General features: G+C 70.7%; 24 protein-coding genes and 1 pseudogene. 13 read left to right on the top strand and 12 right to left on the bottom strand.

Annotated elements, in window-relative coordinates; genetic code table 11:
- Positions 1 to 21 precede the first annotated feature (21 nt).
- The 3 genes from EL493_RS33020 to EL493_RS12435 form a co-directional block, all read right to left on the bottom strand.
- Positions 22 to 1,128, bottom strand: a complete 1,107-nt coding sequence (locus EL493_RS33020; RefSeq protein WP_019045952.1) for a PDR/VanB family oxidoreductase — start codon at positions 1,126 to 1,128, stop codon at positions 22 to 24.
- A complete protein-coding gene (locus EL493_RS33015) occupies positions 1,125 to 2,027 on the bottom strand; it encodes a metal-dependent hydrolase (protein ID WP_022567240.1) in 903 nt (300 codons plus the stop codon). The genes EL493_RS33020 and EL493_RS33015 overlap by 4 nt, the downstream gene beginning before the upstream one ends.
- A 108-nt stretch (positions 2,028 to 2,135) precedes the next feature.
- A complete protein-coding gene (locus EL493_RS12435) occupies positions 2,136 to 2,822 on the bottom strand; it encodes a rhomboid-like protein (RefSeq protein WP_030202654.1) in 687 nt (228 codons plus the stop codon).
- Between the two features lie 135 nt (positions 2,823 to 2,957).
- Between EL493_RS12435 and EL493_RS12430 the strand changes: the two genes are divergently transcribed.
- Positions 2,958 to 3,581, top strand: coding sequence for a TetR/AcrR family transcriptional regulator (locus tag EL493_RS12430; RefSeq protein ID WP_030202652.1), 624 nt, complete (start codon positions 2,958 to 2,960; stop codon positions 3,579 to 3,581).
- An 11-nt stretch (positions 3,582 to 3,592) separates the two neighbouring features.
- Here the strand turns inward: EL493_RS12430 and EL493_RS33010 are convergent, their stop codons facing one another.
- Together EL493_RS33010 and EL493_RS33875 are read right to left on the bottom strand one after the other, a co-directional pair.
- Complete coding sequence (locus EL493_RS33010) at positions 3,593 to 3,820, bottom strand: zinc-binding dehydrogenase (protein WP_019045948.1); 228 nt, start codon at positions 3,818 to 3,820, stop codon at positions 3,593 to 3,595.
- A gap of 178 nt (positions 3,821 to 3,998) precedes the next feature.
- Positions 3,999 to 4,055, bottom strand: a pseudogene (locus EL493_RS33875) (hypothetical protein); the annotation flags it as partial.
- A gap of 280 nt (positions 4,056 to 4,335) precedes the next feature.
- On the opposite strand from EL493_RS33875, the gene EL493_RS12420 reads away from it, so the two are divergent.
- The 3 genes from EL493_RS12420 to EL493_RS12410 are packed head-to-tail and all read left to right on the top strand — an operon-like array spanning position 4,336 to position 6,723.
- Complete coding sequence (locus EL493_RS12420; RefSeq protein WP_019045947.1) at positions 4,336 to 5,292, top strand: TIGR03557 family F420-dependent LLM class oxidoreductase; 957 nt, start codon at positions 4,336 to 4,338, stop codon at positions 5,290 to 5,292.
- A 28-nt stretch (positions 5,293 to 5,320) separates the two neighbouring features.
- Complete coding sequence (locus EL493_RS12415) at positions 5,321 to 6,106, top strand: DUF72 domain-containing protein (RefSeq protein ID WP_019045946.1); 786 nt, start codon at positions 5,321 to 5,323, stop codon at positions 6,104 to 6,106.
- Positions 6,103 to 6,723: a UdgX family uracil-DNA binding protein gene (locus EL493_RS12410; RefSeq protein WP_019045945.1), complete on the top strand. Its 621-nt coding sequence runs from the start codon at positions 6,103 to 6,105 to the stop codon at positions 6,721 to 6,723. The genes EL493_RS12415 and EL493_RS12410 overlap by 4 nt, the downstream gene beginning before the upstream one ends.
- A gap of 7 nt (positions 6,724 to 6,730) precedes the next feature.
- Here EL493_RS12410 and EL493_RS12405 read toward each other — a convergent pair whose 3' ends face one another.
- Positions 6,731 to 8,767 (bottom strand): CocE/NonD family hydrolase, encoded by a 2,037-nt coding sequence (locus tag EL493_RS12405; protein ID WP_019045944.1) that lies wholly within the window; start codon positions 8,765 to 8,767, stop codon positions 6,731 to 6,733.
- 162 nt (positions 8,768 to 8,929) lie between these two features.
- Here EL493_RS12405 and EL493_RS12400 point away from each other — a divergent pair, with 162 nt between their 5' ends.
- Positions 8,930 to 9,583 (top strand): TetR/AcrR family transcriptional regulator, encoded by a 654-nt coding sequence (locus tag EL493_RS12400; protein WP_019045943.1) that lies wholly within the window; start codon positions 8,930 to 8,932, stop codon positions 9,581 to 9,583.
- Positions 9,584 to 9,590: 7 nt separating this feature from the next.
- Here the strand turns inward: EL493_RS12400 and EL493_RS12395 are convergent, their stop codons facing one another.
- Positions 9,591 to 10,268, bottom strand: coding sequence for a TetR/AcrR family transcriptional regulator C-terminal domain-containing protein (locus tag EL493_RS12395; RefSeq protein WP_019045942.1), 678 nt, complete (start codon positions 10,266 to 10,268; stop codon positions 9,591 to 9,593).
- 116 nt (positions 10,269 to 10,384) lie between these two features.
- On the opposite strand from EL493_RS12395, the gene EL493_RS12390 reads away from it, so the two are divergent.
- Positions 10,385 to 10,903, top strand: coding sequence for a hypothetical protein (locus EL493_RS12390; protein WP_019045941.1), 519 nt, complete (start codon positions 10,385 to 10,387; stop codon positions 10,901 to 10,903).
- 12 nt (positions 10,904 to 10,915) lie between these two features.
- On the opposite strand, the gene EL493_RS12385 is transcribed toward EL493_RS12390, so the two are convergent.
- Together EL493_RS12385 and EL493_RS12380 are read right to left on the bottom strand one after the other, a co-directional pair.
- Entirely contained in the window at positions 10,916 to 11,836 is a 921-nt protein-coding gene (locus tag EL493_RS12385) for an alpha/beta fold hydrolase (protein ID WP_019045940.1), read from the bottom strand.
- A 49-nt stretch (positions 11,837 to 11,885) separates the two neighbouring features.
- A complete protein-coding gene (locus EL493_RS12380; protein WP_022567238.1) occupies positions 11,886 to 12,650 on the bottom strand; it encodes an ankyrin repeat domain-containing protein in 765 nt (254 codons plus the stop codon).
- A 256-nt stretch (positions 12,651 to 12,906) separates the two neighbouring features.
- On the opposite strand from EL493_RS12380, the gene EL493_RS12375 reads away from it, so the two are divergent.
- Genes EL493_RS12375 through EL493_RS12360 form a run of 4 tightly spaced genes read left to right on the top strand, consistent with a single transcriptional unit; the run spans position 12,907 to position 15,406 of the window.
- Complete coding sequence (locus tag EL493_RS12375; protein ID WP_126405676.1) at positions 12,907 to 13,392, top strand: hypothetical protein; 486 nt, start codon at positions 12,907 to 12,909, stop codon at positions 13,390 to 13,392.
- Between the two features lie 30 nt (positions 13,393 to 13,422).
- Positions 13,423 to 13,641 (top strand): three-helix bundle dimerization domain-containing protein, encoded by a 219-nt coding sequence (locus tag EL493_RS12370; protein ID WP_019045938.1) that lies wholly within the window; start codon positions 13,423 to 13,425, stop codon positions 13,639 to 13,641.
- Positions 13,642 to 13,697: 56 nt separating this feature from the next.
- On the top strand, positions 13,698 to 14,783 hold the full coding sequence (locus EL493_RS12365) for an S-(hydroxymethyl)mycothiol dehydrogenase (RefSeq protein WP_019045937.1): 1,086 nt from the start codon (positions 13,698 to 13,700) through the stop codon (positions 14,781 to 14,783).
- A complete protein-coding gene (locus EL493_RS12360; protein ID WP_019045936.1) occupies positions 14,780 to 15,406 on the top strand; it encodes an MBL fold metallo-hydrolase in 627 nt (208 codons plus the stop codon). The genes EL493_RS12365 and EL493_RS12360 overlap by 4 nt, the downstream gene beginning before the upstream one ends.
- Positions 15,407 to 15,553: 147 nt before the next feature.
- Here EL493_RS12360 and EL493_RS12355 read toward each other — a convergent pair whose 3' ends face one another.
- Complete coding sequence (locus EL493_RS12355) at positions 15,554 to 15,946, bottom strand: DUF6223 family protein (protein WP_019045935.1); 393 nt, start codon at positions 15,944 to 15,946, stop codon at positions 15,554 to 15,556.
- Between the two features lie 190 nt (positions 15,947 to 16,136).
- Between EL493_RS12355 and EL493_RS12350 the strand changes: the two genes are divergently transcribed.
- From EL493_RS12350 to EL493_RS12340, 3 genes are all read left to right on the top strand, one after another.
- Positions 16,137 to 17,234 (top strand): sensor histidine kinase, encoded by a 1,098-nt coding sequence (locus EL493_RS12350; RefSeq protein ID WP_019045934.1) that lies wholly within the window; start codon positions 16,137 to 16,139, stop codon positions 17,232 to 17,234.
- Entirely contained in the window at positions 17,231 to 17,893 is a 663-nt protein-coding gene (locus EL493_RS12345; protein WP_019045933.1) for a response regulator, read from the top strand. The genes EL493_RS12350 and EL493_RS12345 overlap by 4 nt, the downstream gene beginning before the upstream one ends.
- 110 nt (positions 17,894 to 18,003) lie before the next feature.
- The gene (locus EL493_RS12340; RefSeq protein WP_022567236.1) at positions 18,004 to 18,648 is read left to right on the top strand and encodes a TetR/AcrR family transcriptional regulator; all 645 of its coding nucleotides are present in this window, start codon (positions 18,004 to 18,006) and stop codon (positions 18,646 to 18,648) included.
- On the opposite strand, the gene EL493_RS12335 is transcribed toward EL493_RS12340, so the two are convergent.
- Together EL493_RS12335 and EL493_RS12330 are read right to left on the bottom strand one after the other, a co-directional pair.
- Positions 18,633 to 19,106 carry a DUF1772 domain-containing protein gene (locus EL493_RS12335; RefSeq protein WP_019045931.1) on the bottom strand — a complete coding sequence of 158 codons (474 nt, stop codon included), beginning with the start codon at positions 19,104 to 19,106 and terminating at the stop codon, positions 18,633 to 18,635. The genes EL493_RS12340 and EL493_RS12335 overlap by 16 nt on opposite strands.
- Positions 19,107 to 19,119: 13 nt before the next feature.
- Positions 19,120 to 19,509, bottom strand: coding sequence for a nuclear transport factor 2 family protein (locus EL493_RS12330; RefSeq protein ID WP_030202648.1), 390 nt, complete (start codon positions 19,507 to 19,509; stop codon positions 19,120 to 19,122).
- Positions 19,510 to 19,542 lie beyond the last annotated feature (33 nt).

The raw sequence follows: 19,542 nt of genomic DNA, 5'->3' as shown, positions 1-19,542 counted from the left end.
CTCCTTGTCCTGGAATCGAACTCACAGGTCGAGCACCAATCGCTCACCGTGCGAACGGGATACGCAGGCGAGCAGCTCGCCCGCGGCGTGGTCGGCATCGGTGAGGGTGTGCTCCCGATGATCGGGCTCGCCTGCCAGTACCCGCACCACGCAGGTGCGGCAGAACCCCTGGCGACAGGAGTAGGGCTGGTCGGGGCGGGCTTCGAGGATGGCGTCGAGGGCGCTGCGGTCGGCGGGCACCTCGATCACCGTTCCGGTGGAGGCGAATTCGATCTCGAAGGCGGTGCCGTCGACGATCGGCGGCGGCGAGAAGCGTTCGAAATGCAGTTCCACGTCGGGCATGGTGCGCACCGCGGTCACGATCGCCGAGGTCATCGGCGTCGGGCCGCAGGCGTAGACGGCGGTGCCCGCGTCGACGCCGGGCAGCAGGTCGGCCGCGGTGGGCAGGCCGTGCTCGTCGTCGGTGCGGACCACGACGTGCGGCCCGAACGACTCCAGCTCGGCCAGGAACGGGATGGTGTCGCGGCTGCGTCCGCTGTAGACCATGGTCCACGGCACGCCGAGGCGGTGCGCGAGCCGGGCCATCGGCAGGATCGGCGTGATGCCGATGCCGCCCGCGACGAAATGCAGTCGCTGCGAGGGTGATCCGTGGCCGGGCACGGCGAACGGGAAGGCGTTGCGCGGTCCGCGCACCATGAATCGAGTGCCGACCGGCAGCTCGTCGTGGACTTCCGTCGACCCGCCACCGCCGCCGGGGATGCGGCGTACCGCGATCCGGTAGGCACGTTCGTCGGCGGGGTCACCGCACAGCGAGTACTGGCGCAGCCGGCCCGACGGCAGCTCCAGATCGAGGTGCGCGCCGGGTCGCCAGCGCGGCAGCGGCCTGCCGTCGTGCGCGGCGAGCCGCAGGCTCACCACGTCCTGGTCGTGCGCTTCGATCCGGCGCTCGGTCACCACCACCGGGAAGCGGCGGTCGTCCACGCGCGGATTCGGTTCCCGCCGGTTGACCAGTGCGCTCCAGCGCAGTCGCGCGCCCGCGATCGCGTCGAGCACCCGCAGGCTCGGGTCGTGGCGGTGTTTGCCGTAGAGGTCGGCGGGCAGGGCCGCGGGGATCTCGCGGGTGGTCACGACGCGGCCGCGCGCGCCGCGGGCGACTGCGCGAGGTAGGCGACGGCCTGGGCGGTGGATCCCACGTTCTCCGGGCTGTAGCCGGGCTGGAACGTCGACAGCGCGCTCACCAGCAGCGACGGGATGCCGGGCAGCGCACCGCGCCACATGGCGCCCAGCACGTGGCCGATGATGCTGGGGTAACCCTGGTCGGGCAGCTTCGGGTCCTGCTGCACCAGGAACTTCGACCCGCGCACGACGAGGGCGATGAAGATCGGGAACACCAGCGTCATCGAGGCGCAGCGGCGCACGTACCCGACGCCGAAGTACTCGGCGACGTCGTGGGCCACATTGCGGTGCTCGACCTCCTCGGCGCCGTGCCAGCGGAACAGGTCGGCCATGCGCGGGTCGGCGCCGAACTTCTCCAGGTCGGCGTTGATCACCCAGTCGCCGAGCCAGGCGAAGAAGTGCTCGAGGCAGGCGATGAAGGCCAGCCGCTCGATCAACATCTGCCTGCTCGCGCGGTCGTCGCCGCCCTGCGAGCCGAGCGACTTGCGGAACAGGTACTCCATCTGGCGCACATACGGCCTGGCGTCGACCCCGTTGGCGGTGAGCACGTCGCGCAGCACCTTCTCGTGGGTCTCGGCGTGCATGGATTCCTGGCCGATGAAGCCGAGCATGTCCTCGCGCAGCTTCTCGTCCTTCACCAGCGGCAGCGCTTCGCGATAGGTCTCGATGAACATGCGCTCGCCCTCGGGCAGCAGCATGTTCAGCGCGCTGATCAGGTGCGCCGCGTACGGTTCGTCGGTCATCCACTGCAGCTCGACGCCCGACCAGTCGAAGGTCACGTTGCGCGCGTGCAGCGCCACCGTGCCGGGATCTACCTCGGGTCGCCGTGCGCTCCGGCGAAGTAGCTTCATCGGTACTCCTCGTCCTACCGCGCGACGCTCGGTCGAACGCCGGGCGCGACGGTGCGCCGTTCCTGCGGTAGTCGCAATGATACATGTACGTAGTATTCGAAGTAACACCTATTTTCCTGCGGTTTTCCGGGAGCGGCCACGAAATCTGCCGATCAGCAGGCCCGGATCCCAGCTCGCGCCGCGGCCTCGCGTCAGCGGATAACAGGCGAATCCGATGGCCGCCGCGCTGGCGTGTCCGATGTCGGTGAACGTGCGGTTGAGCAGGATCGGCGGCACCACGACAGCGAGCACGCCGAGGATGTACAGCAAGCGCCACCGCGGCACCAGGCGATAGGCCAGCACCGCGGCGACCCCGGCCAGCGCGTAGCTGACGCCGACATCGAGGGTGTAGACCGCCCGGTCCGGCGCGATGTCGGTGCGGATCGCCCACAGCAGCACGCCCTCGCTCAGGTAGGTGGCGCCGACGTGGGCGAGCACGGCCACGAGCAGCCAGCGCACCGTGCCCAGCCAGCGTTCGGCATTGGCGTGGAAGAGCGTGAACAGCACCGCGTAGCCGAGCCAGCCGCCGCCGTCGAGCCAGAACGCGCTGCCGATCAGCACCCGGATCGGGTCCTCGCCGAGATGGTGCAGATTGGTCGACCGGGAGCCGAGCCAGATCCTGGCCTCCTCCGGCGTGAGCCGATGGATGATCAGCGTCGTCACCGCCAGCACCGCCAGCCACAGGTACGTTCCCGGCGCACTGCGCAGCCACCGCCACACCGCACCGATCCGCGCCCGCCCGCCTGATGCGCTCACCAGGCCAGTCTGCCCGATCCCTGCCCGCCGCCGGACGCAGGCGCGACGGTGCCGACGTCCCCGGGCTCGCGGCACACCACTGGATAAGTGGACGGCAGTACCATTACCCTGCTCGGACGCGAGGAGGGCAGTGGCATGGTCAGCGAGGGGAAGGTTGACGGACGGGTGCGCCGGGGCGCGCAGTCGCGGCGCGCCATTCTGGACCGGGCGATGGACATCGCGTCGGTGGAAGGCCTGGAGAGCCTGTCGACGCGGCGGCTCTCGACCGATCTCGGGCTCAGCAACAGCGGCGTCTTCGCGCAGTTCGGGTCCAAGGAGGAATTGCAGCTGGCGACCGTGCGAGCCGCGATCGAGGCGTTCGCGGCCCAGGTGGTGAAGCCGGCGCGGCGCGCGCCCGGCGGGCTGCGGCGGGTGCGGGCGCTGGCCGAGGCGTGGCTGGCGTACGCGGCCAAGCCCTTCTTCAGCGGCGGATGCTTCTTCCTGTCGGCGATCTCGGAGTTCGACGCCCGCCCGGGGCGGGTGCGCGACGCGCTCGGCGCGGCCCGCCAGGACTGGCTGCGCCTGTACGAGGCCACAGTCACCGAGGCGATGTCGCTCGGCGAGATCACCGCCGACGTCGACCCCGGCGATCTGGCGTTCGAGCTCGACGCGGTCGCCAGGCAGGCCGCCCAGGACGCGTTGCTCTTCGACGATCCCGCCCGCTTCGAGCGGGCCCGCCGCATCATCGACGCCCGGCTGGCCCTGCTGGCGACCACGTAACCCCCTGCGCGTCAGTCCAGTTCGGCGACGGTCAGCACGATCTTGCCGGTGGTCTTGCCGCGAGCCACCAGCTCGAGCGCGGCCGCCGCGTCGGCCAGCGGCAGTTCCCGGTCGACGTGCACGCGCAGCTGTCCGCGCCGGATCAGCTCGGCCAGCGCGTCCAGTCCGGCGCCGTCGGGGTCGACGAGATAGGCACCCCCTGGCCTTGGCGATCTGCACGGCCAGGTGGCCGACTCCACCGCCCGCCCCGGCGACTAGAACCCGTTGCCCCGCAGACACATCCGCGACCTCGACCAGCATCTGCCACGCGGTGAGCCCGGCCAGCGGCAGCGCTGCACCCTCGGCGAAACTCAGCCCGTCGGGCAGGTGCGCGAAGTGCCGGGCGGGCGCCGTGAGGTACTCGGCGTAGGTGCCCGCCTCGCGCGGGAACATCGGCATGCCGAAGACCCGGTCGCCGGGCCGGAATCGGTTCACGCCGTAGCCGACCTCGGCGATCACGCCCGCATGTCGCCCTACCTCCCAAAACTATATGAACGTTCGTACCATAAATTTGCCCGTAACCGACGTCAATAGGCCAGCGAACTGGGCAAACAGGTCGATCGACCGTCCTAGCAGTGTGTCCGCAGAGCGTGACGCCGCCCATACCTGCCGGGCCAACGGGCGCGGCTGTTTCCGGTGGCGGGGCCCGGGTAGTCGGCACTCAGTAGGCACCCTGTCGTACCGGCGCGCGCGACTGCCGGGGAAAGGTTCCGCCATGCAGATCGGATACAAACTGGCCGCCGAGGCCTTCGGGCCCACCGAACTGGTCCGGCAGGCCGAGCGGGCCGAGCAGGCCGGATTCGACTTCGTCGAGATGAGCGACCACTTCCATCCGTGGCTCGACAACCAGGGCCACTCCCCCTTCGCCTGGACCGTGCTCGGCACGATCGCCGCCCGCACCGACCGGATCGGGCTCGCCACCGGCGTGACCTGCCCGATCCTGCGCTATCACCCCGCGATCGTCGCCCAAGCCGCCGCCACCACCGCGCTCGTCTCCGACGGGCGGTTCACCCTGGGCATCGGCTCCGGCGAGCGACTCAACGAACACATCGTGGGCCGGGAGTTCCCGCCGGTCCGGGTGCGGCAGCGGATGCTGCGCGAAGCGCTCGAGATCATCCGGCTGCTCTGGCAGGGCGGCTATCAGAGCTACGACGGCCACTACCTGTCGCTGTCGGACGCGCGGATCTTCGACCTGCCCGACACCCCGCCCGAGATCGCGATCGCGGCGGGTGGACCGCAGGCCGCGCGCCTGGCCGCCGAGCTCGGTGACGGACTGTTCTCCACCGAGCCGGATCCCGAGCTCGTCGAGAACTACCGGCAGGCGGGCGGATCGGGTCCGCGCTACGCCGAACTCGGCGTCGCCTTCGCCGAGACCGAGCGTGACGGCGCGGCGGCCGCGCTGTCGACGAACCGCTGGTCGGTCGGCGGCTGGAAGGTACTCAGCGAGCTGCCCAATCCGGCCAATTTCGCCGCGGCCACCACCACGGTCCGCGAGGACGACATGCTCGACGCGTTCGTCTGCGGCAACGACCCCAAACGCTATGTGGAGGCCGTGCGCGAGTACACCGACGCGGGCTTCGACCGGGTGGTCCTGATGAACGCGGGCCCCGACCCCGACGCGTTCCTCGACTTCTACGCGAGCGAACTCGACCCGCTGCTGCGCGCGGCCTGAGCGCCGCGTTCGGAAAGGTCAGGTGGGAGTGGTGATCCGGGTCGGTACCTCCGGCTGGCAGTACCGCGACTGGCGCGGCGTCCTGTACCCCGACGGGGTGCCGATGCGGCGCTGGCTCGAGTGCTACGCCGAGGGTTTCGCCACGGTCGAATCCAACAACGCGTTCTACCGGTTACCGAGCCGGGAGACCTTCGCCGCGTGGCGGGACCGCACGCCCGCGGACTTCCTGCTGGCGGTCAAGGCCAGCCGCTTCCTCACCCACATCAAACGCCTGCGCGACCCGGCCGAACCGGTGCAGCGGCTGCTGGATCGCGCCGAGGGGCTGGGCGATCGGCTCGGCCCGATCCTGCTGCAACTGCCGCCGACGCTGCGCGCGGACGCGAACCTGCTCGACGACTGCCTGGCCTGTTTCCCCGCCGCGGTGCGGGTGGCGGTGGAACCCCGGCACGACTCCTGGTGGACCGACGACATCCGCGCGGTCCTGGAATCCCGGGGCGCGGCCCTGGCGTGGGCCGATCGCGACTCACGTCCGGTCACGCCGCTGTGGCGCACCACCGACTGGGCCTATCTGCGCCTGCACGCGGGCCGCGCCACGCCGGCCCCGCACTACGGTCGCCACGCTCTCGACAGCTGGGTCCATCGGCTGCTCGACACCTGGTCCGGCGAGGCCGACCTGCACGTCTACTTCAACAACGACCCCGGTGGCGCCGCGGTCCGGGACGCGATCACCTTCGCCCATCTCGCCGACCGTGCCGGTGCCTCCGTCACCCGGGTGCCGGAATCGGTGCCTGCCCCAGTGGGAGGATCACGATGACCACCAGAACCCGCTATCCCGGTGCGGCGGAATACATTCCGAACACCGATGACCTGTCCAGGGTCCGCGAGGCAGCCGCCGGGTGCCACGGCTGCGACCTCTATCGCGCCGCGACCCAGACCGTGTTCGGCGAGGGCGCGCCGACGGCCGACACCGTCGTGGTCGGCGAGCAGCCGGGCAATGACGAGGACCTCGACGGTCACCCCTTCGTCGGCCCCGCCGGGCACCTGCTGGACCGGGCGCTCACCGAGATCGGCGTGGACCGCGAGACGCTGTATCTCACCAACGCGGTCAAACACTTCCGGTTCACCGAGCGCGGCAAACGCCGCATCCATCAGACCCCGCGGCGCACCGAGATCGTGGCCTGCGCGCCGTGGCTGGCCACCGAGCTCGAGCTCATCGCGCCGAAGCTGGTGGTCTGTCTCGGCGCGATCGCCACCCAGGCGGTGCTCGGCCCCAAGGCCAAGGTCACCGAGCTGCGCGGGCGGGTCGTCGACGCCGACCGCTATCGGGTCGGCGCGACGGTGCACCCCGCCTCGGTGCTCCGTGCGACCGATCGCACGGTGGCCTACGCCGAGTTCGTCGACGATCTGGCCGCGCTGTTCGAGGCGGGGTGAACCGGGGTCACCAGCCCGGGTCGGTGTCCAGCGGGATGTTGATCCAGCTCGGGCGAGCGGGGTCGAGCTCCAGGTGCTGGGTGCGCAGGCCGCTCTCGTTCAGCAACGGCCGCAACGGGATTCCGCTGGGGAAATTGCTCGCGAACACGTCGATCCGCAGGCGATGGCCCGGCAACAGCACACCGTCGGTGGCGCGGATGCCGATGTCGATCGTGGTGGGCTCGCCCGGCACGACCGGCTGCCTGGTGTCGAGAGTCAGGTACGGGTACGGATCGGTGTAGTCGCCGTTGGGCGAGCGGGTCGACTTGCCCTCGTCGACCGCGCGCAGCGACGCGGTCAGCTGGCCCTGCGACCAGACCGTCGAGCGGCCGTCGGGGGCCACGTCGTTGATCGTGACCGTCCAGTACCCGTCGGTCGCGTCGAGCACCGTGTTCAGGTGCGCGGCGATGGAACCCGAGATCCGGGTCGGCTGGGTGACGGGCGCCGTGGTGAAGGTCAGTGCCGCGCCCTCGCTGATCCGCGCGTCCTTGGCGCACACGTCGGGCAGCGGAAGGATGCCCGCCGTACCCTGCGCGGCGTCGCGCGAGCAGATGGTGGTCAGGCTCGGGTCCACCGAGACCCGCTGCGTGGCCCCGCCGGGCGCGGCGACCAGGCTGCCGTCGTAGCGACTGCCGGGCGAGGACCCCGAGGACGCGCCGTCGAGGTACATCCGCCGGTACTGCATGCCGGGACGCGGGAAGGCGACGTCGGTGGTCCACTGCTCGCTGCCCTGCTGCCACAGGGTCACCGGCTCGTAGCGCTCGACACCGTTGTCGATGCCCTTGAGCCACTTGTCGAACCAGGCGCGCTGCAACGACTCCAGCGGGGCGGGCGCGCCGGCCTGGCCCAGGCCCGAGCTCACGGTCACGTGGTAGACGTTGCCCATGATGAGCTTCTTCTGCTCGGCGGGCACATCGACGGCGTTGTAGATGCGCGGCGTGGAGTAGGTGAAGATGTCGTGCCAGCCGCCGTAGAGGAACGTCGGCACCTGCACCTGATCCGGCTGACCCACCCAGGCGGTGCGCAGCGGGCTCTGGTCGTCGAGGATCGAGGCCATCTCCGGCGGGATCTGGTCGATGCTGGGGGTGGTCAGTGCCGCGATGAGCACGTTGAAGAAGGTGAACGGGTCGCGGATGCGATCGCCCAGCCAGGTCCAGTCGAACTTGCCGGTCAGGATCGACACCATGTCGGGCAGCAGTTTCGCGCCGTCCACGGCGAGCAGCCAGGCCGGGATGAAGCCGATGCCGAGCGCGCCGCCGGGCGCGGCCACGTCGCGGATCAGGTCGCTGCCGGGGACGATCGGGAAGATCGCCTTGAGCGCCTCGGGATGCCGCTGCGCGGTCTGCAGCTGGTTGATCCCCGAATAGGAGATGCCGCTCATGCCGATCTTGCCATCGGACCACGGCTGCTTGGCCGCCCAGTCCACCACCTCGACGCCGTCGAGCTGCTCGCGCTCACCGAACACCTGCCAGGTGCCCTGCGAGAACCCGGTGCCGCGCACGTCGACGACGACCTGCGTGTAGCCGCCACGGATCAGGTTGCGGTCGACGCCGAAGGTGCGGGCGGCGCCGCCCGGCAGAGCCTTCATCATGTCGCTGAGGCTGCTGAAACCGAAGGCGCTGAAGTCGAGGTTCTGCAGCACCGGCAGCAGCACCTCGGACAGGCCGGGCACGGCCAGCGCCGAGTCGGCGACATTGGACACCAGCTTGGTGTAGGGCGTCAGATTGACCACGGTCGGCGTGGGCTCGGCGATCGGCTGACCGTCGGCGCCCGCCGGGTGATATACGTTGGCTTTCAGTACCGTTCCGTCACTCATCGTGATCGGTACGTCCCATTCGATGAAGACGTTCGGGTACTGCTGCGGCCCGTTGTGCGTGGCCACGAACTGCGCGTCCAACCCGGAACCGGCAGGCAGCGCCTGGCCGACCGGGGCCGATGCGACCGCCCCCGCGAACACGACGACGGATGCGACCAGCGCGGCCAGTCGCCCTCGATGTTTGATCATGCTTCGGTCTCAGCCCTCCACCATCGGGAACCACGACGTTCCCGTACCGGGAAGTAACGTAGCCTGCGTCACGTTCGATCGCAAGAACATGTTCTCGGCACGCCGCACGCCACTCCCGACCGTCACGTCGGCCCGTTCCACTCACCTGACAGAATCGGTGATGTGAGCGCGCCCGATCTCGATGCCGACGGCCGGCGATACCGTGGGGCGGCCCCCGGGCAACGCCAGCAGGAGCGGCGCACCCGGCTGATCGATGCGGCGACCGAGGCCTTCGGCACCGAGGGCTACCGCAACACCACCGTGACCACCATCTGCGCGGCGGCCGGTGTCGGCAAGCGCTATTTCTACGAATCCTTCACCGACAGCGAGGATCTGCTGCTCGAGGTGTATCGCGAGGTCACCGCGCGGATGCTGGAGGCCATCCACGTCGGGATCGGCGACGTGAACGCCGACATCGACACCAGGGTGCGCGGCGCGCTGACGGAGTACTTCCAGCTGATCCAGCGGGACCCGCGGGTGCCGCGGATCGCCTTCTTCGAGATCCTCGGCGTGAGCCCGACCGTCGACCGCGCCTATCACGATGTGCTCGACGCGCTCGTCGACATCTGCCAGGCACTGCTCACCCCGTACGTGGACCTGGATTCCCATCCCGCGCCGAGCGTGCGCATGGTGATCCTGGGCCTGGTCGGCGCGATCCTGATCATCGCCCAGAAGTGGGTGCTCGACGACTACCGCCAGCCGCTGGCAGATGTCGTCGACAGCGGGTTCCTGGTGGTCGGCGCGGTGCTGGCCAGAATCGGCTCGGACGCCGAATAGCCTTGCGCTACCCCGCTTTCCGCGCGGCGATGCCGTCGAGGAGCGCGGCGAGGCCGAAGTGGAAGGTGCTGTCGGGCGCGGCGTTGTAACCGGTACCCGTGGCGGCGCGCTCGACGCGGGCGCGCAGCCGGGGATAGGCGGCGGCGATCTCGGTCGCCTCGGCGACAGCCTGCGCCAGCGGGACCTCCGGATCGGCACCACCCTTGCCGAGCCTGCGGCGCAGGGAGACGTTCGCGGCCGGGCCGGTGGCATTGCCGAGGACGAACAGGAACAGGGCGGCGACGGCGCGGTCGGCATCGTCGTCGGCGAAGCCGGCCGCCTCGAACACGGCCAGCGCGCGCTCGTCGTGGCGTGACTTGTTGGGGCCGTAGAGCAGATGGCTCGCCTGCGCCTGTACGAGCCAGGGATGCCTGGTCAGCGCGGCGTACATGCCGGTGGCCATCGTCTCGGCGGCGGCGCGCCAGTCGGTGGCGCCGGGTTCGGGCAGGTCGATCTCGCCCCACACCTCGTCGACGGCCAAACGCACGAGATTGTCCTTGTTGCGCACATGCCAGTACATGGCCGTGGCGGCGGAGTCGAGACGCTGGCCGAGGGCGCGCATGTTCAGGCCGTCGAGCCCTTCCTCGTCGAGCAGCGCGATCGCGGCGCCGACGATCTGCTCCTTGCTCAGGGTGTCGCGTGGCATGCCGTCACCCTAGGCGCGCGGAGCACACTTTTACAAAGTTCAAGAAGGCTCTTGCACTTAGTTCAAGTTCGGCGCTATGGTTCTTTTACTTAGTTCAAGTCGGATCGGAGACCCTGATGAACACCCTCGTCGCCGCCATCGAGATCGCCATCGCCGCAGCCTTCGTGAGCATGCCGGCCGTCCGGCACCGCTACGGCAAGGCCGCCATGGCGACCGCGCAGGCCGAGCTGTCCCGGCAGGGGGTGCGCACCACGGCGCTGCACGAGCACGGGATGCGGTTCGACGCCAGCGGTCACGAGAGCGCCGCGCCGCTGAGCGTGGCCGCGATCATGCTGTTCGCGGCGGGCCTGAACCTGGCGGGGTCCGACCTCGCCCGGCCGGTGAACTGGGTGGTGCTGGCGCTGGTGTTGCTCGGCAACTGCGTGATCGTCTACAGCAATCACACGGCCGTGCGGTCGGTGACGGCCGCGTTCGCCCGGACCGGTGATGCCGAACTCGCCCGCATCGATGTGCCCGCGCTGCTGGACCGCGCCGAGGCCGGGTTCCCGGCGTGGACGTGGACTCTCCAGAAGGCACGCAACGCCATGGTTTTCGGTGGCGCCCTGCTCGGACTGGCTCTGGCGATCGTCGGCTGACCTGCCCGCGGGTCAGCGGACCCCGGCCGTGAACGCCGTGACCAACTCGGCGATGCGGTCGGGGTATTCGCCGTTGACGGCGTGCGAGGCGTCCGGCCACATCTCCACTCGCGCACCGGGAATCAGCCGCGCGGTCGCCGCGGCCACCGTCGGATCGTGCACGATGCTGCGACCGGCGAACAGCGCCAGCACCGGCACGGTGAGCGCGCGCAACTGCGCTTCGGTGGGGCGCGGCAGCAGCGGCTGGGCACCGCGATAGTCCTTCATCCCGGCAGCGACGAGCCTGCCCTCGGGAACGGTGTCGTCCACGGGCACACCGCCGGAGATCCAGCTCAGCAGGCGATGCCGCAGTGCCGTTGGCATCGACGGGATCGCGCTGCCCAGGGAGACCACGATCATCTTCCAGCTCAGCGGCGCGAAGGTGTTGGCCGCGTCGAGCAGCGTGATCGAGGCGACGCGGCCGGGGCGGTGCAGGGCGGTCTGCACGGCCAGGTTGGCGCCGATACTCACCCCGAGCAGGTGCGCGCGCGAAACACCGAGTCCCGCCAGGGTTTCATCGATCCACTGCGCCTGATCCGGGCCGTCGGTCAGCGGCACGGTCTGGCCGCTGGCTCCCGGTTCGCCGATGCTGTCCACGGACCACACGGTGTGCCGGGCCGTCAGCCCGGGCAGATTGACGCCCCACATCGGCGTCGAGGCCTGGCGCCCGGACAACAACACGACGGGGATGCCGCCGCCGGGCCCGAACCGGTAGGCGCGGACCGGACCGAACGCGGTCGGCACCGCGGCCAGCGCGTCGGGGCTGGGCAGCTCGGCCATGGCGGCGTGGTAGGCGGCGGCGAAGCGGTCGAAGCTCGCGCGGTCGGGGTAGTAGCCGACCTTGTCCGCGGGCCGGCCGATCGTGGGGGCAAGGAAGTACCCGTCCTCGGCCATGCTGCCGAGAGTAGTCCGGTTTCCGCGCCCGCCGGGTGATCCCGGCCGGTCAGCGGCCGCGCAGCAGGGCGACGATGGCGTCCTGGCCGAGTCGCTCGGCGTTCTGCGGCGCGGTGCGGCCCTCGGCGTCGCGGATCTGCGGGTCGGCGCCCGCGGCGAGCAGCGCGGTCACGGTCTCCTGATAGCGCTGGGAGCCGTCGCCGTAAACGATCGCTTCCTGCAGCGCTGTCCACCGCGGCTTGTTCACGTGGTTCACCTCCACGCCCGCGGCGATCAGCATCCGCACTGTGCTCACGTGCCCGTGTTCGCTCGCCGGGATGAGCGCGGTGCCGCCATAGCGGTTGACACTGCGCAGGTCGGCGCCGTGGCGCAGGGCGGATTCGAGGATCTCGTCGAAACCCTCGGCGCCCGCATAGAGGTAGGCGGAGTCCTGCAGGTCGTCCTTGGCGTTGACGTCGGCGCCCGCGTCGATCAGGGCCACGGCGGCTTCGCTCGCCCGATTCTTGGTGGCGGCGACCAGCGGTGTCCGGCCGTTGTCGCCACGGGTCTCCATGTCGGCGCCGCGGGCGATCAGGTCCCGCACCGCGGCCACGTCGTTGTCCTCGGCCGCGGCGTACAAGTCGTCGTCGAGGCTGTGGTCGACCGGCCGGGCACCCGGCAGCTGGGTGGTCTGCGGCGCGGTGTCGGTCACGGTCGCCGGCGCGCTCGTCGGCGGCTCCGGATCGGCGGAGCAGGCGCCGATCCCCACCGCGAGCACCGCCAGGGCCAGCACGCTCGCGCGAATGCCACGAACTGTCGGTCGGGCCGGATTCATACGTTCTCCTCTGCTCAGGTCCCCTCCACCGTGCCCACGCCACGACCGCCCGTCCAGGACGCAGGACCGATGACCCCCATCGACACCGCCTATGGCGCGCGCGGCGATGACCACCGGGTGAACACCGACCATCCCGTCCGCCGTATTGCCCTGTGTGGCAGCGCTATCCACACTGGACCGAGCTCGACAGCGTGGTCGGCGCCACCCGCGCGCCCCGTCACCGTGGGCGTTTCCGGCCGAGCCGAAGGACCGCGCGATGCCGTTTCTGCTGATCTCCGGAGCGCGGCCGCCGAACTGCTGGCCTGGCTGGGTTTCACCGGGGTGGTGCGCAACGCGAGCGAGACCGTCACCGCCGCCGATCAGGACTCGGTGCCCGGCTTCATCCTTCGCCGCGGTCGCGACGGCGGCGGCCACCGCGGCCACGCCGCTCGGGGTGTGGGCGGCCGACGTCACCACCAGCGGCGCCACCGTGAGCTCGCCGACCTCGCTGTCGGACGACGTGGTGCTGCTGCCGAAGCTGTTCCGCCGCCTCGCCGACTACCTCGAGCTCGGCGACGGCGACCTGTCGCTGGACGGCTTCCCCGCCTTCCTCACCCAGGGCCGCGGACCGCTTCTTCATCCTGTCCACCGGACACTCCACCATCGGCCTCGACGCGATCACCGTGATCGACGGCCGGACCGTGCGCCTCACCCACCCGCCGACCGATCTGGTCTTCGACGAGAAATGACAGGGGCCTGTTGACCGGCGCGGTGCACGGGGTACTCCCGGGTCATGACTACTCACGAGGATCGACAGCTCGACGAGGTCATCGAGCGGTTGACCGTCCGCTATCCCACCATCGAACGCACCGAACTCGCGGGGATCGTCCGCGAGACCTACGAGCATTTCGCGCGATCGCAGGTCCGTGATTTCGTTCCGCTGCTGGTCGAACACCAGGTGCGGGAAGAACTCGGCACTCCCACCGGCGATATCCCACCCATACCCGAGTGATCGGCCGGACGGCCCCGCTAGCGTGAAGGGGAAGTCGCCGACATGAGGAGATGCGCATGACCCAGACCGTCCGTGGAGTCATCGCCCGCGCGCAGAACGCGCCGGTCGAGACCGTCGAGATCGTGATCCCGGATCCGGGCCCACACGATGTCGTCGTCCGCGTCCAGGCCTGCGGGGTCTGCCACACCGATCTGCACTACCGCGAGGGCGGGATCAACGACCAGTTCCCGTTCCTGCTCGGGCATGAGGCCGCGGGTGTGGTCGAGTCCGTCGGCGACGCCGTCACCCATGTGGCCGAGGGCGATTTCGTCGTCCTCAACTGGCGCGCGATCTGCGGCGAGTGCCGGGCCTGTCGTCGCGGCCGTCCCTGGTACTGCTTCGACACGTTCAACGCGAGCACCCCGATGACGCTCACCGACGGCACCGCGCTCACCCCCGCGCTCGGTGTCGGCGCGTTCGCCGACAAGACGCTGGTGCACGAAAGGCAGTGCACCAAGGTCGATCCCGATACCGACCCCGCCGTCGCCGGGCTGCTCGGCTGCGGCGTGATGGCGGGCATCGGCGCGGCGATGAACACCGGTGCCGTCTCGCGTGGTGACAGCGTCGCGGTGATCGGCTGCGGCGGCGTCGGCGACGCGGCCGTGGCGGGCGCGGCGCTGGCCGGGGCGGGCACCATCATCGCCGTCGACCGCGACCCGCGGAAGCTGGACTGGGCCAAGGACTTCGGCGCGACCCACACCATCGACGCGACCACCGCCGACGTGGTGGAGCAGATCAAGGAACTCACGGGCGGTTTCGGTGCCGATGTGGTGATCGACGCGGTCGGCCGACCCGAGACCTGGAAGCAGGCGTTCTACGGCCGCGACCTGGCGGGCACGGTCGTTCTCGTCGGCGTCCCCACCCCGGACATGACCCTCGACATGCCGCTGATCGACCTGTTCTCGCACGGCGGCGCGCTCAAGTCGTCGTGGTACGGCGACTGCCTGCCCGAACGCGATTTCCCGATGCTGATCGACCTGTACCGCCAGGGCAGGCTGCCGCTGGACCGGTTCGTCACCGAACGGATCGGGATCGACGGCGTCGAGCAGGCCTTCGCCGCGATGGGCGAGGGCAAGGTGCTGCGGTCGGTCGTGGTCTGGTGAGCGCGCGCGTCGAGAAGGTCGTCACCTCCGGCACTTTCGCGCTCGACGGCGGCACCTGGGACGTCGACAACAATGTGTGGCTGATCGGCGACGACACCGAGGTGCTCGTCGTCGACGCCGCCCACGATGCCGACGCCATCGCGGCGGCGGTCGGTAACCGCCACGTCACCGCGATCCTGTGCACGCACGGCCACAACGACCACGTGACGGTGGCGCCGGAGCTGGCCCGGCGCCTGGACGCCCCGGTGCTGCTGCACCCCGGCGACGAACCGCTGTGGCGGATGACCCATCCGGACGCGGACTACCGTTCGCTGGCCGGGACCGACCGGATCACGGTGGCGGGCACCGACATCGACATCCTGCACACCCCCGGACACTCCCCCGGCTCGGTCTCCCTGCACCTGCCGGAACTGGCGGCCCTGTTCACCGGCGACACCCTGTTCGCCGGCGGCCCCGGCGCCACCGGGCGCTCGTTCTCCGATTTCGGCACCATCATCGACTCGATCCGCGACCGCCTCTTCGCGCTTCCGGACGAGACGACGGTGCACACCGGTCACGGCGACTCGACGGCCATCGGCGCCGAGAAGCCCGCGCTCGCCGACTGGATCGCCCGCGGACACTGATCCCGTCCGAGGGTGTCCGCCGGACAATCAGGTGGACACCCTCGGTCACGCACCAGTGCCGTTGCCGACCGGTCCGGCCGGACTCGCACGCCGCCGAGGCAGAGGACCGGTGCGGACGAAGTGCGCATCCCCGAGGCGGAGGGCCGGTCAGCCGAGTCGGCGGGACCGCATCACGGCCAGGCCACCGATTACTGCTCCGAGGACGCCGAGGACCAGGGCGATGTAGCCGCCCGCGATGCCGTTGCCGGTGCCGAGTCCGCCGTCGGCTGTGACGACGACGAACGTCCCGACGACGGCGGCGACCATCCCGGCGCCCGCGGCGATCGTCGCGCGCGAACCGGACGGCCGCGCCGTCGCGAAGCCGCCGAGGAGGACCGCGAACAGGCCGAGGAACGCGGCGGAGGTCGCGATCGCGCGGTCGGCGGTCAGGCCGTAGGCGTCCGCGAGGAGCACCGTCGACGCGGAGGCGGGCGCGGCCGCGACGAGTCCGGTGGCGAGGACGGCGCCGACGACGGCGGGGAGGTGACGGAAAGACGGCATGACATGCTCCTTCGATCGGATCGGTACGGCTCGATCATCGGCCCGCATCCCGGCCCCGGTCGTCCTGCGGCCGTGGGCAATTCGCGCTACAACTAACGCGGTACACCCGGTGCGACTACCGCGTTCGCGGTAGCGCGGGATCATCCCGCCGCCGGATTCGGCGCGGCCCGGATCGGGCTAGGGTGCACAGATGGCCAGGGCGCGGATCACGGACTGGGCGATCGCCGTCGGGGTGGCGGTGGTCCTGCTGGTCACCGGGCTGAGCGGGGAGCATCCAGACACCCGGTGGGACCCGCTGGGATACGCGCTGCTCGGCGCCGGTGGGCTGGCGCTGGCCGGGCGCGGACGCGCACCGGTCGCGGTGCTGGTGGCCACGGGGCTGTGCGCGCTGGGCTACCAGGCGCTCGGCTTCGACGTGCCCGCGGTGGCGTTCCTGTTCGCGGTGTATTTCGCGGTGCGCGCCGGACATCATGTGGTGACGGTGGCGGCATCGGTGGCACTGGTCGCGGCCCTGCCGCTGGCGGCGATGATCTCGCTGCACGACACCGCCGCCGCGCTCGCCAGGGGCCGCGACGCGCTCGAGATCGCCTGGCTGATCGCGGCGGGCGCGGCCGGTGAGGCGCTGCGGCAGGCCGAGCGCCGCGCCGACGAAGCCGAACGCACCAGGGAGGAGGCCGCGCGCCGCCGCGCCGACGAGGAACGCCTGCACATCGCCAGGGAACTGCACGATTCGCTCACCCATCAGATCTCGGTGATCAAGGTGCAGTCCGAGGCGGCGGTGCACGTCGCGCGCAAGCGTGGCGAGGAGATCCCCGCCGCGCTGCTGGCCATCCGCGACGCCGGGCGCGAGGCCTCGCGCGAACTCCGCGCCACGCTCGCGGCGCTGCGCGACGACGACGCGCCGCGACCCGGGCTGGCGCAGGTCGGTGATCTGGTCGAACGGGCAAGGGAGGCAGGCGTGGACACGACCCTGACGATCGCGGGCGAGCGCGGCGATCTGCCCGCCGCGGTGGACCGCACCGGCTACCGGATCGTGCAGGAATCGCTGACCAACGTCGCCCGCCACGCCCGCGCGGCCACCGCCTCGGTGCGCATCGGCTACGGCCCCGACGGCCTCGTCGTCGACGTCGAGGACGACGGTGCCACCCCGACGGCGGTGCCGGCGCCCGGCGTCGGCCTGCTCGGCATGCGCGAGCGGGTGACCGCGCTGGGCGGCAGGCTCCGTGCGGCGCCACGCGCCGAGGGCGGTTTCGCCGTGCACGCCGAATTGCCGGTGGAGCGAGCATGATCCGGGTCCTGCTGGTGGACGACCAGCCTCTCATCCGCAGCGGTTTCCGCGCCCTGCTCGACGTGGAGGACGACATCGAGGTCGTCGCCGAGGCCGCCGACGGCGCGCAGGGCGTCGAGCTGGCCCGCCTGCACCGGCCCGATATCGCCCTGGTCGATATCCAGATGCCGCGCGTCGACGGCATCGAGACCACCCGGCGCATCGCCGCCGACCCCGACCTGGCCGCGGTGCACGTGGTCATCCTGACCAACTACGGCCTCGACGAGTACGTCTTCGACGCGCTGCGCGCCGGCGCCGCGGGCTTCCTGGTCAAGGACATCGAACCCGAGGACTTCCTGCACGCCCTCCGGGTGGCCGCCCGGGGGGACGCGCTGCTCGCCCCGTCGATCACCCGGCGGCTCATCGCCCGCTACGTCACCCAGCCGCGCACCACGGGCACGCCCGCCGCGCTGGCCGAACTCACCACGCGCGAACGCGAGGCCGTCGCGCTGGCGGCGCGGGGCATGTCCAACGACGAGATCGCGGCCCACATGGTGATCAGCCCGCACACCGCCAAGACCCACCTCAACCGCGCGATGACCAAGCTGCACGCCCGCGACCGCGCCCAACTCGTCGTCCTCGCCTACGAATCCGGCCTGGTCACTCCCGGAAACCGGTGAGTGCATCATCGGCCGCGACGGGAACGTGGCGCTGCGGGAGGCGAGCTCATGTGCGACGACCAGTCACCATGGGATCGGAGCAGCACCACGTCACGAGGAGGAATGCGGCGATGCCGACAGGAACATGGGACCGGCTCGTGCCCGAGCGGCGCGCCGCCGTGGTCGCGGCCGCCGAGACGGAGTTCGCCGCCCGTGGGTTCAGCGGGGCGAGTATGAACACGATCTGCCGGGAGGCGGGCGTGTCCAAGGGCAGCCTGTTCCAGTACTTCACGGACAAGGCCGATATGTACGTCTACCTGGCCGAACAGTCCAGTGAGCGGATCCGGTCGTCGATGGAGGCGGTCGTGCTGCGCCTGGACTGGGACGCCGATTTCTTCGCGGCGCTGGAGTCGCTGCTCGACTCCTGGGTGCGCTATTTCTACGATCATCCGCTCGAACGCGCGATGACCGCGGCGGCCAATCTGGAACCGGATCCGGTGGCCCGCACGGCGGTGCGCGAGGCCGTCGACAAGCATTACCTGGCGGTGTTGCGGCCCCTCATCGGGCAGGCGGTCGACACCGGCGCGTTGCGCCCCGACGCCGAGATCGACGTGCTGCTGGCGCTTTTGCTGCTAATGCTGCCGCACCTGGCACTGGCGCCGCACGTCGAAGGTCTCGATCCGCTGCTCGGCCTGGCCGAGGGCGATGCCGACCACGCCGCCGAGACCGCCCGGCGCGTGGTGCTCACCGCCCTCGCCCCCTATCGGGCGGGCTGATCGGCCGGCATCCACAGCACGAGGGCGATGATCAGCGCGAAGGCGCCCAGTGCCGTACCGGTACGCAGGAAGTGGAACGCGTCCCAGCGAGTGAGGATCTCGGCGTAGTCGGGCGTGGGTCCCGTGACGGCCCATTCGTTGATCCGGTGATTGATCGGCACGTTGCCCAGCCGGGTGATCAGGAACGAGGCCACCACCAGCACGGTGGCCGCGGCCGCTACGAGCCGGTGCCGTCCCGCGGCGAGCACCGCGACGGCGAGACAGCTCAGCGCCGCGACCGCCATGGTGGCCTGCATGCTGATGCTGTTGTTGCGCATGAGCTCGGTGTGGAATTCCAGGCGCATCGGCAAGGGCACCCGGTCGAAGGTGGGGACGAGATTGGCGGCGCCGTAACCGAAGGCACCGGCCAGGAGTCCGGTGGCGAGCAGGGCGAGCGAACGGACGGTGCGGACGAGCACGGTGATCTCCTGGTCAGGCGGCGAGGGCGCGGGTGAGCTGATCGGCCCGGCGGAGTTTCCCGTCGGGAGTGAACTCGCCGAACAGGAAGACCTCGGTGGCGACGGTCCCGGTGGTGCGCATCGTCGCGTGGATGGTCATCCGCACGGCCATCCGGTCGCCGTCGGCGATCACCTCGTGCACCTCGAAGCGGTAGTCGCGCAGGTTCTTTCGCACCGGCCGCAGATGCGCGACGAGCCGGTCCCGGTCGAGCCGGATCCCGTCGGCGATCTGCACCACGTCGGGCGTGTGGAACCGGTCGACGACCGCGGCGGGGTCGGCGCCGGGGTCGAGCGCGGCCGCGGTGAACTCGGTGAAGAAGTCGGCGACGAACCGCTCCGGCGTGCGGGGCATTGCGGGATCCATGACACTCCTGCGTAGAATTCTTACAGTGATGTA

Source organism: Nocardia asteroides, from assembly GCF_900637185.1.
Taxonomy (GTDB): domain Bacteria; phylum Actinomycetota; class Actinomycetes; order Mycobacteriales; family Mycobacteriaceae; genus Nocardia; species Nocardia asteroides.
Note: the sequence above shows the minus strand (reverse complement) of the source record. Positions and strands in the feature narration are given on the sequence as shown.